Consider the following 15593-nt stretch of genomic DNA (forward strand, 5'->3'; position numbering starts at 1 on the left):
CACGCTGGTGTGAAAAGTGCCAAACCAATTGGGTCCTAACAGAAGAAATCTGATGGTGGGCTTAATGCGGTTATTTCGACCAAAAGCTCGCTTGAACGTGAAATACGTTTCTGGCGAGAATTGGGGCAGGTTTTTGACCGGATGGAAATGGATTTTGTTCAGATTTCGCCACAACTGTTCCGCACTCAGAAAGGTGAAATCTATCCGCCCTTGCAGGGAAGCAGCACTGACGACGCGGGTTTCTTTATCGATCTGTCGCGTTATGACGAAGACCGCACCCCGGTTCATGCCCGCTACCGATGCGAACATGGTGCGCTAAATTTGCGCCTTGAACCGATCAATGGCAAGCCCACAGTTGCCGGGATGCCGGTTCATAGCCTGCTGCAAAGCGTTGAGGAATGCTCGGTGGCCTATCTCGGCGCCGACAATACCTGGTTTTCTGCCTGGCCTGGAGAACAGGCCGCACTCAAGCCACGCGCAATCCGCATCCGTTTGACCTTGGCCGGTCGTGGCCAATTCGAACGCCTCTATTATTTGCCATGAATTTGCCATGACACTTCGCGGTATTTCACCAAGAAAAGAGCGCGGGATTGCTGTCATCACGGCGATCCTGATTGCCGCCATGGTCGCCTCGTTGGCCTTTGCCTTGAGCGCACGCGAACGCCTGTGGCTGAACCAGATGGAGAATCGCAAGGAGCTGTCTGCCGCCCAGGCGGTAGCTTTCGGCGCGATAGATCTGGCGCGCCTTACATTGCGCGACGACATGCGCAACAACCAGCAGGATCATCTGCTTGAAACGTGGACCGTTCCCATCCCGCCGATCGGTGTTGAAGAAGGCAAAGTCAGTGGACGTCTGATCGAAATGCAAGGGCGCTTCAACCTGTTCACGCTGCAAAACCGCGGCGCGGTTAACCAGGCCGGCGTAGGCGCACTGCAAAGGTTGCTGGCGACCCGGAACCTGCCTACCGAATGGGCGGGGAAAATCGCTCACGCCATGGCCAGCCAGGCAGCGATCGGGCAGCCCGAGCAAGCAGACGCTCAAAACCAACACCTGAGGAAGTTATTGCCGGTTGCCAACCTGTCCGAACTGGCGGAGTTGACTGGCATTGAGGCAGGAAAGCTTGCCGCACTGGAATCCCTGGTGACCATCCTGCCCGAGACAACGGCCATCAATGTCAATTTTGCCCCCCCCGAAATACTCATGGCTATTACGCCAGGGCTAAGCATCGGAGACGCAGAACTGATAGTGAACCGACGCGCTTCGGCTCATTTCAAGAGTTCTCAGGATTACCTCAATGCCTTGCCGGAGCGCCTGCGCAGCATTTCGGGATCTTCCGCCTATGGTGTTGAAAGCCAGTACTTTTTGTCGGACGTGGAGTCATGGTTTGGTCGCGCGCACCTGCGCTACCATGCCTTGATATACCGTCAGCGTAACAAGATGCCGGAGGTGCTTTGGGTGAAACGGATATGATCCGAACAAATTCTGGCAAACTAAAACGAACGAGCCTACCATGAGCCCTCTTTTGCTCCCGGCCTCCATCGTGACACTTTCTCCCCGTACCCACTCCATAATTTCTGGTTTGCCGGGCTGGCTGGAAAAACTGTTGTTCATTGTGCTTTGCTGGCAGTTCGCTGGATTGTTCTGGGTGCTGTTTTCACCCGCCACCCAGAACGTCAGCTTGGTCATGCCAAGACTGAGCCCAGATAAAAATAGTGTTCCCCAGGATGCTTTCCTGCGCTGGTATGGCACAGAAATAAAAACCGGCGCAGGGGCAGCTGAGCAATACAGCCTGATCGCGGTAATCGCCGGAAAAAATGGCGCCGCCGTTCTCAAAAGTGCAGACGGCAGCAGCGTGGCGGTACGGGTTGGCGCTGAAATCACTCCCGGCAGAAGACTGCTTTCAGTCGAACCAAATCAGATTACCATCGAACAATCCGGCGTCGGGCAGGTGATCAAGTTGCCACAAAAAATCGTGCCCGCCCTGTTTGCTGACGTCAAGAAAAATCCGCCACCGATAAAGGCACTACCACCAATCAAAATGACGCGTGGACAAATGGCCGGCATTATTCAAGGGGTGAATCTGAGCGCTTGGGATAAAGGGTTGTCCTCTGTGCCCGATGGCGGCATCCGAGTGGACAACGCCGCAACGCAGCCGCTTTCCAAACTGCTCCAATTTAAAAATGGCGACATTCTGAAAAGCATCAATGGGAGAAAACTGGATCAACTCGCCGATAATTCGTTGTTTTTCCATTTCTTTGGTCAACAATCTTCGGTGGATGTTGTTCTTGTTCGCGATGGCGCCACTCTCACTCAGCACTACGATATCCAACCATGAAAAATTCTTTCCGCCCCCTGCTGACCGCCCTGATTCTGGTGCTTTGCCCGCCCGTTGCTGGTGCGACAGACGATCTGGTCACGCTCAACTTTGTCAATTCGGATATGGAATCGACGATCAAGGCGGTAGGAGTAATCACCGGAAAAAACTTTGTTATCGACCCCAAAGTGAAGGGATCGATCAATATCGTTTCGAACCAGCCAGTGGCTCGCGACCTGGTCTACCCCATTCTGCTCTCCGCCTTGCGCCAGCAAGGATTTACGGCAATAGACAATGGCAGCATCGTCAAGGTGATGCCGGAAGCTGAGGCTAAGGCTCAGTCCGTGCAGGTGCTCAATCGGCAAGGCAAAAGCTCGGGAGACCGACTGGTTACCAAGGTTTTTCCGCTCACCTATGAATCAGCCAGCCAATTGGTCAACACCCTGAAACCGCTGGTCTCGGCCAATAACGCCATTGCCGCTTATCAAGGCGGCAATACGCTGGTCATCACCGATTACGCCGACAACGTCGCCCGCATCAGCCGGATCATCGAAAACATTGACCAGCCACCGCTCAGTGAGGTTTTTTCGATTCCAATCAAGCACGCCTCTGCACTTGATATCGCACAGACCATCGCTCGCCTGATGCCGGAAATCCTGGTCCAGGGCGTGGCATCGCCAATGCCCGTAGCGGAAGGCGTGCGCCGTACGGTTGTGGTTTCAGACATGCGTGGCAATCAGTTGCTGGTGCGCAGCGAGGCCGCGCCACACACCAAGCAAATCAAATCACTGGTGGCCAGTCTTGACACACCGACCGCTTCCGGCAGCAACATCAACGTGGTGTATTTACGTAATTCCGATGCCGTTCGCCTGGCCATAACACTTAAAGGAATTCTGACCGGGCAGGATGGCGGCCCCGGAGTCACCGCATCCGCGTCGAATTCAAACTCCAGTTTCAGCACGACCAACATGCCCGGCAGCAGTTTTTTAACCGTAGCCGCCCCCTCCGTAACGGCGAATTCCGGTAGCGCGCCACAATCCTCCAGCGTCAGCGCCCAGGTAGGCGGCGCCACCGTACTAATCCAAGCGGACAGCATGACCAATTCGCTGATCATTACTGCACCCGATCATATATACAACAATCTGCGCTCGGTAATTGACAAACTTGATGTCCGTCGCGCGCAGATTTATATCGAGGCCCTGATTGCCGAAGTCAATGTTTCAAAAACCACAGAACTCGGCGTTCAGTGGATCGGTGCTGGCGGCAATGACAAAGTCGGCGCTGGCGTCATTTCCTCGATCAACCCGACCGGCAGTAATCTGGGAAGCCTTTATCAGAGTGCAAAAACCGGCACCGTATCCATACCGCTTGGTTTCCACCTCGGCATCTTCAATGGCGACCCGACCAAAGGCACGGCATCACTCGGCCTGCTGGCCAGCGCGATCGAGAAAAATGGCGACGGCAATATCCTGTCCACACCCAATCTTTTAATGCTCGACAACGAAGAAGCAAAAATCACCGTAGGGCAAAATATTCCGATCCTCACCGGTTCGTTCACGACGGCGGGCAATAACTCGGCAAACCCCTTCCAGACTGTCGAGCGCAAGGATATCGGCATCAAGCTGAAGATCAAACCACAGATTTCCGAATCGGGAACGATCACGCTGGCGGTGGTGCAGGAGGTCTCCAGCATCGACAATACCGTCAACACCAATGGTGCCGGTATCGCCACCAAAATACGCCTGATCGAAACCAAGGTTCTGGTCGACGATGGCCAAACCATTGTGCTCGGCGGCCTGATCGAAGCCAAACAAGGAGCGGGCATCAACAAAGTGCCACTCCTCGGCGACATTCCATTCGTCGGCAGCCTCTTCCGCTACGAAACGCAGGCCAGTGAAAAAGTCAATCTGATGGTTTTCCTGCGCCCCGTAATACTGCGTGACTCCCAATCTACAAAAGCCCTGTCTGCAGACCGCTATGAGTATCTGCGTAACCAGCAAGGCTTGTTTGAAATGCCAAAGAATTACATCCTGGACAATGTCCCCAAGGTGCAACTGCCGGAGCAGGTGACCACACCCGTAATCAACCTCAGCTCGGAAAATAAACCGGTATCGGGCACCCCTCAACCATGAGCACGTCCATCGTCTCTTATGCGTTTGCCCGGGAATACGGGCTATTCGACTCGGGAGAAACAAATGGCGCTCTGAATGTTTTCTTCCGTCAGGACGGCGATCTGGGCGCGCTTAGTGAGTTACAGCGCAACAGCCCATTGCCATTGAGCCTGCGCATTCTGCCGAAAGACGAATACCAGGAGCGGCTGGCCCAAGTTTTTAATAATGTCGGCGTAAGTGCCGCCAGCCTAGTCAATGACATTTCCGAAGTTGCCAATCTATCCAACCTGCTGGAAGAAATGCCGCAACTTGAAGATTTGCTGGATGCCGAGGACAACGCGCCGGTTATCCGGCTGATCAATGCCCTGCTCGCAGAAGCCTTGCGCAAGGGCGCGTCCGACGTGCATTTCGAGTTGTTTGAAGCACGCGCTACGGTGCGTTTCCGCATTGACGGGCAACTGTGCGACGTGATCGAACCCCGGCGAGGACTGCATTCCGCCATTGTCTCCCGCATCAAAATCATGGCCGGACTTGATATTGCCGAAAAGCGCCTGCCGCAGGATGGTCGCATCGCCCTGCGCATTGCCGGTCGTCCGGTCGATGTTCGTGTCTCGACCCTGCCTACCGGCCACGGAGAGCGCGTTGTGCTGCGCCTGCTGGACAAGTCGGCCGGTCGGATGGAACTGCAAAAGTTGGGAATGCGCCAGGACACACTCATGTGCTTGCAACATTTGCTGCAGCAGCCCCATGGCATTCTTCTGGTGACCGGCCCAACTGGCTCGGGCAAGACCACCACGCTCTATGCGGCGCTGTCATGCATGGACAGCACCCAAATCAACATCATGACGGTCGAAGACCCGATCGAATACGACCTCGATGGCGTTGGTCAAACCCAGATCAACTCGCGCATCGACATGAGTTTCGCCCGCGCCCTGCGCGCCATCCTGCGCCAGGACCCGGACGTCATCATGATCGGTGAAATCCGCGACCAGGAAACCGCCCAGATTGCAGTTCAGGCTTCGCTCACCGGTCACCTGGTGCTGGCTACGTTGCACACCAACGATGCGCCAAGCGCCATCACCCGACTGGTCGATATGGGAATCGAGCCTTTCCTTCTCGCCTCATCCACCATTGGCGTGCTGGCGCAACGCCTGGCGCGCTTGCTGTGCCAGACTTGCCGGGTGGCCTATCAAGCCGATGCCGGCGAACTGGAATTGCTTGGCGTTGAAGGTGTTGGCCAGCCAACCATGCTCTATCGTGCGTCAGGATGCCCTGAATGCAACCAAACGGGCTACCGTGGCCGAACCGGTTTGTACGAGTTGCTAACCGTGGATGAAACCTTGCGCACGCTGGTACATCAGGGCGGCAACGAACAACATATTCGCGCACAGGCCGTACAAAACGGCATGACTTTATTGCGCAACGATGGCATTGCCCGAGTTCTGGACGGTGCTACAACGCTCGATGAAATCCTTCGCGTGACGCGGGACGCCTGATCATGAACAACCCATCCCGTTTTTCATTGTTGCGTGTTCATCTCCCTGCAAAAGAAAGCTGGAGCGAACTGATCTGGTCCGCTTTTGACGCTGCTCGCAACCTGGCGGCTAGTGGCGATGCAACGCCGGCGAACCTGCCGAAACATGACGCGCTGGAAATCGTCCTGCCTGCCGGGCGAGTTTCCGCGCACCAACTGACCTTGCCACTGCTAGAAAAAAAACATCTGGATTCGCTGATCGCGCAAGCCATGGAAGATCGCCTGCTGGGCGACAAGGCCGATGCCTTTTATGTTACAGGCCCCCAAACGGGAAACCAGCGGACTATTTGGGTCTGCAGTCGCCATTGGCTGGAGGCACAACTGGTTTGCTTGAGCGCTGCCGGGCTAAACCCGGAGCGCATCTTTCCAGAATATGAATTGCTGCCTTTTGTGCCCGATACCACGCCGTTTGCACTGACTGCAGACGGTTATATCTTTCGCACAACTGAGGGCGCTATTGGCATTGTCGACGCGCAAGCCACTATCTCTTTGCTGACGGGAAGGACGGATACACAATTTGTGCCTGATCTGTATCTGCTGCACAGCCCGGCATCGTTCAGCAACATGCTTACCGGCCGCCTTGCTCATTTCAGGCAAAAAGCATTCGATCCGCGCACATTGCGTCGGAGCGCTTTCATGCTCGCCATTTCGTGCCTTCTGCTGCTGCTGAGCAATGTGATTCACTGGCGGCAATTGGAGAACCGCGAAGCGCGCCTGCAGCACGAAATTCGTCAGACTTTTGCCACTACATTCCCGGGCACGCCGATCATCGATCCAGCCCTGCAATGGGAAAGCAAAATGCGTGAACAGGCATCCCCGAGCAATAGCGATGCACTTGACGCAGTTCTTGCCCTGGCGACCCGATTGAATGTGCCCATCCATCCCCGCCGCATCGAAGCTGGCGAGGGCCTGGTGCGCATTACCTTGACAGATACTGAAGTCGGCCAATTCAAAGCACAGCTGGATGGCGCAGGCCGCCCGGAATCCAGCCCGGCGGAAACGGGCTTTACCCGCCTGCAATTCCGCATTTCACGGTAACGGGACCATGAAAGAGAAAATAACTTTTTGGTGGCAAGCCCGCTCAATCAGAGAGCAAAAAACCTTGCTGGCATGGGGACTGGCTTTCGTTGCCTTGCTCATGTGGTTTGCAATAATTTCCCCGTTGAGCAAACGTATCGATCAACTGGAGAAGCGGATTCCGGAGTTGGAAACCCGGCTAAACACGATGCGTTCTCAACCCCTGAATGAAATTCGCGCCCAAGGCATTACCAGTAAAAATGGTGCAGATTTGCGCAGTACCCTTTTTCGCTTGCTGGCGGATAAAAATATCAGTGCTGAACTGCGCGCTTTATCTTCTTCGCGGGTGGAAATACGTTTGCCGGGATTACCGATGAAAGACGCCTTGGCACTTCTTGAGTCTCTGCGCCAGGAATCCGGGGCTCGCGTAGTCGTTTTAAACGCCAAAACAGAAGCTGCATCCAGCGGAGATGCTCGCGTTATTGTTGAAATGGAATACGCGCCATGAGGGTTTCGCGTCGCGTTCTGGTCATTGCGCTTACCCTGTTTTTCGTTTCATGCGTGGTTCGTGCGCCAGTCAGCCTGATTACCCTCTTCCTTCCACAACAAGTTCAACTCAAGAATGTGGACGGGTCGATCTGGAATGGCAGCGCCTCGGCAATCGGCGTTGACTCCATGATTATCCAGGAACGCGTAACGTGGCGTTTTCGCCCACAAGCACTGTTATCTTCCAGAATCGAATGGGTTGTCAGCGGCAGCCTGGGGGAAAGAACCAGCAACCTGACCATTGGTCTTAGCCCCAATGGGCCAGAGCTTGACCATGTCAGCGTTTTTTTACCTCTGGAGCCTTTTACCGCGCTGCATCCAGGTTTAAAGGCATGGCGTATCTGCGCGCTAATGCATGCCAGCGCAGACAGCGTGCGTCCTCACTCAGCGGCCACTGCAACAGTTGAAATTGACGGCCTTTTTTCCCCCCTGGTGCCGCAAGCCGGTCAACTAGGCAGTTACCTGCTTACCCTCAATGTGGCTGACGGCGGCATTGGGCGCTGGGATATCAGATCCCTGTCCAGAGTCCTTTCCGCGACCGGGCAAGGAAAACTTGATACCAACCGCCTTCAATTCAACGGGCAGCTTATCCTGACTCCTCAATCACCACTACCTGGCCTGTCGCCCGCACTTTCCATGCTACCTCGAAGCGATGCCGGCTACCTGATTTCTTTCTGAACGCAGCGCTCAGAATTGCGGTGCCGTGAGCGGCAGGGGCGGCGCGGTATAAATTCCTTCGCACTTCAGGTTATCGACCGTCAAATTGCCACTGCCATCGGTCGTCGCCTTCCATATACTGTCGTAGTCTTCTCCCTGCCATTTGGGAGCTGTGTTTTGGCTTTTGGTGCCGTAACTCGCAAGAAGCACATCAATTATCGGGGGAATGTGGTCGTGCTCCCACGCCAACAGCACGGTTGTGCCAGCGAAATTCGAGTCCTTGAAGAAAAAATCCACGGTTTTCGAGGGCGATAAAGGATCAAGAAGTTCCAGGCTTGCGACCAGCTTGTAGGGCAGGTTGTTGGCGATGGCGTACGGGGCGACGGTCAATGAGGGTCTTACATACGACCAACTGGAATTACCCCAGGAACTACTCGCGGAGCCCGCCGGAGTAACCTGCGCGGGATCGATCGAATAGACCTGAGTCGGGCTAATTTTGCCGGGCAGTGCGTTGGCCAGCGCCAGCGCCCGCCATTGGCCCGTCGCGATGTAGTTGCCATCTTCCCAATAGCTCGTTGGATGGGCCTCGGCGTGGCGGACAAGGTAGAGCGTCTGGTTGGCGTTGATCGCTACCTTAGGACCCGACGCCGTGATGGTAAAAGGCGTCGCCGTGCACGACTGTCCGACCACCAGCGGCGGAGAAAGCACCGGGTAGGTCGCTGGCGGGCTCAGATTGCTGTTGTAAGTTACCAGGCTGGCGCTTCCTGCCGGGGTGATGGTGATCGCATAAATCAGGTTAGGGCTGACAAAGTTCGCCGGAAGCGTCAAGTTATAACCCTGGAGCTTGTTGATATTGGCCAGCAACTCGCTGATCGTCTCCCACGGCGCCGAGAAGACATGAAAGCCCGGGCTATTGGCCTTGACGATGGCGCCCACCAAGGCCGCATTGTCGAGTCGCGTATCGTTGAAAACGAGGCCCTGGCAAGCCGGACATGGCGCTTTCGACCATGGCGCTGCAACATCGGCCGGGATGGGTCCCAAGTTGTTATACGAGACATTGATCGGGTAACTGTAGGCGGGGGCAGAGTTCACGCCGCTGGTCAGCGTGATCTGGTTGAGCATGGCAAACTGCTGAATGTAGACCAACGCCGCCATGTCGGGGTAGCTGTTAGCCGTTTGCAAATGCGACATCGGTTGCAGCGCGTAGATGCGGCTTACATTGTTCATCCCCAATACCTGCTGTTGCAGGAAAGGCGCCATCAAGAGCGAGCGCTGCAAGCCCTGGGTGCTCAGGTTAGCCGTGTCGAGATGGACATCCCCAGGCGCGTGGTAAGCCAGATCCGGGCTGACCACGAAGATCAGGTTAAGGTTGTCGGCGCTCAGCGGTGCTGTGACACTGGAAGCAGAACCGCCTCCGCACCCAGCGAGTAACATCAGAGCCAGCGTCAGGAACAGCGAACGTACAGCAGAAACCCTATTCATGATCATCATCCGGTAAGCGAGGAAACGTTCGTTCGCGTCTTGTTATTGTTCAGGCCCGAATTCTCCAAGCCCTGTTTTTTGATATGCAAAAGGTAATTGTAACGGCACTTGCGAAGGCAAAAACAAACCAACAAAAAAATTGTTGAATATAGCAATCGCGCTCATTTCAATCGTGAATCGCGTGGTGTAGCATCTCTGGCTTGCACAAAGGGATGAGATGAATAATAACGACGCAAATAAAATCGATGCTTTACATCGCAGTGGCTGGGAAATATCACGGCGGGAGTTTCTGAAATATTCTCTGAAATATTCCGCAGGGACGTTAGGCGCCATTTCTCTGAGTTCGCTGACCTTCGGATGCGGCGGAGGCGGTGGCGGCAGCAGTTCACCGATACTGTCCTATCCGATTGATCCCGATGTCAAGACGACGCTGGACAGGATGCTCTCATTCCCGGCAAGTTTCTCGCCGGGCCTTACTGCGGCGCAACTTCGCCAGGTTGCGCAATACGCCACCTACGGCTATGGCAACTGGACCTTCGGCTCAGCGCTGCCGTTAGTGCAAAGAACAGTAGCGCCGCTAGGTATTATGCCGGCTGGTTATAGCAATCCGACACCGGTCAGAAAAGCAAAGCTGCTGAATTTCTTTGCCTTCACTGATATCCACATCACCGATAAAGAAGCGCCGAACCAAATAACGTATTTGCAAGAAATAGTGCAAGGGCAGAATAACAACACCTCAATATACTCACCGGTGATGATGTGCACTACGCAGGTGCTGGACGCCGCGATGCAGACGGTTAACGTCCTGCACCAGCGAAATCCATTCGATTTCGGCATCTCGCTGGGCGACACCTGCAACAACACGTCGTACAACGAACTTCGGTGGTATATCGACGTGATTGACGGACAAGTCATCACCCCGAGTTCGGGTGCCAATCTTGGCGCTGACAGCATCGATTACCAGAAACGTTACCAGGCTTTCGGCCTCGATAAAAGCATCCCATGGTACCAGGCGCTCGGCAACCACGATCATTTTTACATTGGTTCATTTCCTATCGACGCGAATCCCGCACTTGGTTTCCGTAATTCATACCTTGCCGACTCCGTCTGGGCCATCGGCAATGCGCTTAATCCAACCGAAGTATTCCCCTACTGGTTCAGCATGAATAACGCGTCAGTGAGTCCATTTTATTATATGGGCGTACTCGACGGAACCTCTCCATACGGTAATGTCATTTACTCCGGGCTAGCTACAGTGGCCGCTTTTCCTGCCGGGGCGCCAAAGGTCGCCGCTGACCCGAATCGTCGATCACTGGTCAGAGCAGATTGGGTTCAGGAATTTTTCAACACCACGAGCAGCCCGGTCGGCCACGGTTTCAATCTGGTCAACCCGACCTTGGCAGCGAACAACCCCGGCTTCGCGTGTTACAGCTTTGTGCCTAATGCAAAGTTCCCGCTCAAAGTTATCGTGCTCGACGATACCCGGTCAGAAAACGATGGAGCTACGGACATTCATGGCCAGGGATATCTTGATGCCACGCGCTGGACGTGGCTGCAAAATGAACTGACGCAAGGCACGGCGAACAACCAGTTGATGATTATCGCCGCCCATGTGCCAATCGGTGTGGCCGCCATTGGTGCCGAAACCGAATGGATGGAACCGACTGCAGCACAGATTCCTGTTGCAGCCAATCGGAATGTCATAGACCTGGCGACCCTGGTCGCTACGCTTCAGGCCACGCCGAATTTGCTCATGTGGATCGCCGGACATCGACATCTGAATACCGTGAAGGCGTTCCCCGCAGCCGCAGGCCAACCGCTTTGTGATGGATTCTGGCAGGTTGAAACTGGGTCGCTAAGGGATTTCCCGCAACAGTTTCGAACTTTTGAGATATTTTTGAACAGCGACTACACCGTATCAATTGTGACCGTCAACATTGATCCGTCAGTCGCCGAGGGAACGCCTGCGGCCACCTCGCGCAAGTATGCCATTGCAGCACAGCAGTTGGTTCTGAATAACGTGACGCTGAATAATCCGAATCTGGCTACGGCATTCAGGCTTTTGCCCCCACCATCTCTTCTGCCCACGATGGACCCAACACGAGCGCAGGGCGGAGACTTTTCAAGCCCAGGAAACGGGCCGACAGACCCCAGCATTTCATTTACGGACATGACCAACTACCCATTGCCTGTTCCGGTCAATGGCTCGTGCAATGTTGAACTGTTCAAAACATTGAGCACTTCAATGCAAGGCGTTTTAGCGGCAATGTTCCCGTAAACGGCTCGTTTCCGATAACGCCATTCCTCTACATTCAACGCCCTCATCTAAAGAGAACAACAGGACTCAGCATGGCATTTATTTTCATGAAAAAATGCGCAGCTGACCCCTTTGATCGTTTGCTATACAACCGTTTTCTTAATCTCGGGCCACGGCGCCGATATGGAAGACCGCGCGCCGTTGCACGCGAGGCTGAGGTCGGCAACGGTGGGTGGTTTGTCCCTCTCGGTAAGGTGGGTGACGGCGCCTGGATTCATCTTCAAGAGCGTTTTGATGACTGCGGCGTGGTGCATTTCGTCATTAATGATGGTTCCGGGCATCGTGTAGGACGAGATGGCGATGGCGGGGACACGCACGCCCAGCCAGTCGAAATTGAAGTCGGGCGATTCCGGTGGTGAGTTGCCCCCAGGTGGGATTCCCTTCGGCGGCGGGATGTGGTCGTAGGTACCGCCGTGCTCGTCGAACACGACGAGCAGCATCGTGTCCTGCGTGTAGTCATGGGCGCCATTCGCACCACTAGTCCGGATCGCCTCGTAGATCTGGCGCAGCACTTCCTCGCCATTGAGTACGCTGCGGGTTCCATTGCCTCCGTCACCGGGGGGTTTCGGTGGGTGGTAGTCGAAGCTTTTTTTGGGGGGCGGGTCGGGCAGGAAGGGTGGAAATTCCAAGCTGCCGCCCAAGGTTTCGATGAACGTGTATTGCGGCAAATTGCCGTTCGCGACATCGGAGAAGAACTGGTCGAAGCCAAAGAACCGCTGCGGGGCGTTGGCGACCTTGTCCTTGTTCGGATAAATCGAGGGCCCGTACTTGGTGCCGACATCGTAGTGAACGAGCCCGGTCAGCCCGACGTAATCCGTCACAGTGGAGTTGTCAGGGTCTCCAGTTGCCGTGTACATGCCCGGATCGGAACCCGAGAAGTAGACCCCCCAAGGCGCATCCGGCTTGCTGGATTGTTTCTCCAGAACATCGAAGATCGTGTTGTTGTTGGCCGGCGCGGTCTCCCACTTGGTCCACAGCGAGTTGGTTACGTACCCGTATGACGTGGAGGCGTGGAAGAAAGCGCGGTTGCAGTACGTCTGCGACGGCACTGCACAATACCAGTGATCGAAAACGGCGAAGTTCTGGGCGAGCGCCGAAAGCACTGGCAACTGGTCGGGGGTGTAGCAACCCATGATGACCGACGCCTTGGGCGGGAGTGTCAGTGCAGGTGTGTAGCTAAGGAGCCTGTCCGCGTAGTTCCGCAGAAATCCCGACATCGTCGGCTTGTCGCCCGGTTCCAGTGCTCGGTCGATGCCGAAGACCTGGGTTCGAACATGTTCCCACGGCTCATACGGATCTGGCGCGGGAAGGTTATCCGTGCCGGTCGGGTAGGGGTAAGCCAGCGCCGTGCTTCCGCTATGTGTGTTGCAGCCCGCCGTGCCTTTGCACGGCGAAGTGGTGTTGCCAAGTTGCCATACTCCGGCAAACTGCTGTGGCTTTCCATCCGGCGCCAAAGGCACGGGCGGGGGAATCGGCGCCCCGTTCCAGTTCGCCGGCGTCGCCCCCTGTGAATAGAGATAGCCCAGCAGATTGTCGAAAGACCGGTTTTCGAACATTACGACGACCAGATTCTTGATGTTCGCGAAGAGGGGAGGAGGAAGCGCCGAGTCCGGTGACGGCGAACTCCCTCCGACACTCCCACCGACACTCCCGCCGCCACTCCCGCCGCCACACGAAGGTAACAGTACTGATCCCGCCATTGCCACCGTGGCCTGCAGAAAATCGCGGCGCGAGAGACCAAGGATGATCGATGGTTGCAATGCCGGTTTGTTGTTGTGGTCGTCGCAAGATTGGCTCATGTGGCATTCCTTCGATGAAAGTGAACAACAGAAGCTATGAATATGGAATTGCCAGAATGGACCCCGTGCCCTGGAATCGTCACGTTCGTGAGTTGCTTACCCATGACCAAGGTTTCTTGGCTGTTTTTTTTGAATTTGCAGTTGAAGGATAGGAAATTCAACCACCTTCGCCGAAGTATCCCCGCACCTTCTGCCCATCGTCAACCGTAATTTCCCGCCAGTTTTTCAAAGCACTAAAGGGGTCAGCATCGCATCCATTTTTCGTGGAAAAAATGCGAAGCCGACCCCTTTGGGTAGACGGGAATGACGGAACAGGGTGCTGAATATAGTTACGTACCATTCACACAACTTACAAACTCGTTCACTCCCATTTTCCCGATGCCGCACCAGAAAATCTGCCAGTTCGCATCGGTCATGGGCTTAAAGGCGCTTCCAGAAGAATAGGACTCTCTGAAAAGGGTTTGTTTTGCCATGTTGGTTGCCAGTTCAGGCCAAAGTTGCGCCAAGGAATTAGCCAAAAGACCTGGCATGGAATAGCCGGCTAAAAAAGTGTATTCGTTAGCAAACTGCTCCGGCTGGGGATTGCTCGCGAGGGAATAATTCAGGGCACTGTAATCAACGAATTGAAGGCTGTCGGGAGAAAAGGTAAAGACCTTGTAGGCAGGGTTATTGCCGGAGCGCGGACTGATGGAGGGCGATATTTCAACCGCTTCCGAAGAGGGCAAAATGCGGTATTCGTCCATGTGGGTATGCCCGGCAAAGATCATCGCGACAACGCCCGGATAGTTCGCGAGCAGTTGCAGAAATCTATCCTGATAGTTCGCCTGCCACGTCATCTGCGCGCTTGTCGCATCAATTTTTCCATTGATCGCCAGCTTGGATGTTTTATACGGATAGGTACCGGGAGGCACATGCATCAAGAGCCACACTTTTTTGCCGGCCGCTTTGGCCAAAGCGAGTCGTGACTCAAACCAGGCAAGTTGCGTGTCCTCCAAAATAACATCGGGTGTGACGATCGTGGAAATCTGGACGGTATTGAGCCCAATCACCATCAAATTCGTTCCCGCTGGCTCCGCCGCGTAATAACCACCATTGGTGAACGTGGCTAAAAATTCTTGATGATCGACGCTGCCGTTCAAAAACTTGCTGTAAAAAAGCTCCGCTGTATTGGAAAGGAAAAGCGGCTCCGGCCCAATATCTGCGTATGAATCGTTATTTCCAACGGCAAACATGACGGGAATGTTTCCGACCGATAGCCGCACCTGCTCCATAAAAAAAGCGACCGTTTTGTCTGAAAAAGTCTGCATGGCGGTGACTTGCTCGGCTGTGGGGGTCTGGATGTTGGAATACGCATAAAACGCTTTATCAAAGCCATGAGACAGAATGTCGCCGGGGAAAATCACCAGCGGGCTGGCTCCCAGGTTCTGCCGTATGCTTGAGAGTGCAAGCACCAGCAAGGGGTAGTTGGTATCGTTGGGAGAGACCGAAAGTGTCGTTATGTGCGATGTCTGAAAAATACTCGCCCATTCGCTGGCCGGCGCAGCAACCAGCTGCGGAAAAATAGTTTGGTCATAGAAAGGATCGAAATGGACATCCGAAAAGACCAGCACCGGTGAGGTACTTGGGGTGCTTGTCCCACCACCACCACCGCACCCGCTGATCAGTCCAATAGCCACCAGCACCAGAAAAAATATACGACGGGAAGTTTTCAACATGGCGGAAGATGTCCGGGAAACGTACCAGGGGTTCCCGCCTACGCGGGAATGAGTGCGCCCGTGAAGGCGCGCAAACAGCACGGTGAGAGTCCGTGTCGAG

Annotated in this window: 12 protein-coding genes; 9 read left to right on the plus strand and 3 right to left on the minus strand. The window is 54.9% G+C overall.

Annotated features, from left to right (window positions below; all coding sequences use genetic code 11):
• The first annotated feature begins 147 nt into the window (after positions 1-147).
• The 8 genes from ACOYNV_RS20255 to gspN are packed head-to-tail and all read left to right on the plus strand — an operon-like array spanning position 148 to position 8201.
• Entirely contained in the window at positions 148-543 is a 396-nt protein-coding gene (locus ACOYNV_RS20255) for a type II secretion system protein GspJ (RefSeq protein WP_422901621.1), read from the plus strand.
• Positions 544-550: 7 nt separating this feature from the next.
• Positions 551-1471: a type II secretion system minor pseudopilin GspK gene (gspK, locus tag ACOYNV_RS20260; protein ID WP_422901622.1), complete on the plus strand. Its 921-nt coding sequence runs from the start codon at positions 551-553 to the stop codon at positions 1469-1471.
• Positions 1472-1511: 40 nt separating this feature from the next.
• The gene (locus ACOYNV_RS20265) at positions 1512-2336 is read left to right on the plus strand and encodes a hypothetical protein (protein ID WP_422901623.1); all 825 of its coding nucleotides are present in this window, start codon (positions 1512-1514) and stop codon (positions 2334-2336) included.
• On the plus strand, positions 2333-4447 hold the full coding sequence (gene gspD, locus ACOYNV_RS20270) for a type II secretion system secretin GspD (RefSeq protein WP_422901624.1): 2115 nt from the start codon (positions 2333-2335) through the stop codon (positions 4445-4447). Before ACOYNV_RS20265 ends, gspD begins: the two co-directional genes overlap by 4 nt.
• Entirely contained in the window at positions 4444-5922 is a 1479-nt protein-coding gene (gene gspE, locus ACOYNV_RS20275; protein ID WP_422901625.1) for a type II secretion system ATPase GspE, read from the plus strand. Before gspD ends, gspE begins: the two co-directional genes overlap by 4 nt.
• 2 nt (positions 5923-5924) lie before the next feature.
• The gene (gene gspL / locus ACOYNV_RS20280) at positions 5925-6998 is read left to right on the plus strand and encodes a type II secretion system protein GspL (RefSeq protein ID WP_422901626.1); all 1074 of its coding nucleotides are present in this window, start codon (positions 5925-5927) and stop codon (positions 6996-6998) included.
• Positions 6999-7005: 7 nt separating this feature from the next.
• Positions 7006-7485 (plus strand): type II secretion system protein GspM, encoded by a 480-nt coding sequence (gene gspM, locus ACOYNV_RS20285; protein ID WP_422901627.1) that lies wholly within the window; start codon positions 7006-7008, stop codon positions 7483-7485.
• Positions 7482-8201, plus strand: a complete 720-nt coding sequence (gene gspN / locus ACOYNV_RS20290) for a type II secretion system protein N (RefSeq protein ID WP_422901628.1) — start codon at positions 7482-7484, stop codon at positions 8199-8201. Before gspM ends, gspN begins: the two co-directional genes overlap by 4 nt.
• A 9-nt stretch (positions 8202-8210) precedes the next feature.
• On the opposite strand, the gene ACOYNV_RS20295 is transcribed toward gspN, so the two are convergent.
• A complete protein-coding gene (locus ACOYNV_RS20295) occupies positions 8211-9662 on the minus strand; it encodes a hypothetical protein (protein WP_422901629.1) in 1452 nt (483 codons plus the stop codon).
• 217 nt (positions 9663-9879) lie between these two features.
• Between ACOYNV_RS20295 and ACOYNV_RS20300 the strand changes: the two genes are divergently transcribed.
• Positions 9880-11940 carry a TIGR03768 family metallophosphoesterase gene (locus tag ACOYNV_RS20300; RefSeq protein WP_422901630.1) on the plus strand — a complete coding sequence of 687 codons (2061 nt, stop codon included), beginning with the start codon at positions 9880-9882 and terminating at the stop codon, positions 11938-11940.
• A gap of 122 nt (positions 11941-12062) precedes the next feature.
• On the opposite strand, the gene ACOYNV_RS20305 is transcribed toward ACOYNV_RS20300, so the two are convergent.
• Entirely contained in the window at positions 12063-13778 is a 1716-nt protein-coding gene (locus ACOYNV_RS20305; protein ID WP_422901631.1) for an alkaline phosphatase family protein, read from the minus strand.
• A gap of 329 nt (positions 13779-14107) precedes the next feature.
• Positions 14108-15593 (minus strand): metallophosphoesterase (locus ACOYNV_RS20310; protein ID WP_422901632.1); only part of this gene is annotated, 1486 nt, incomplete at its 5' end.

It is taken from the genome of Propionivibrio sp. (genome assembly GCF_049316945.1).
GTDB lineage: Bacteria > Pseudomonadota > Gammaproteobacteria > Burkholderiales > Rhodocyclaceae > Propionivibrio.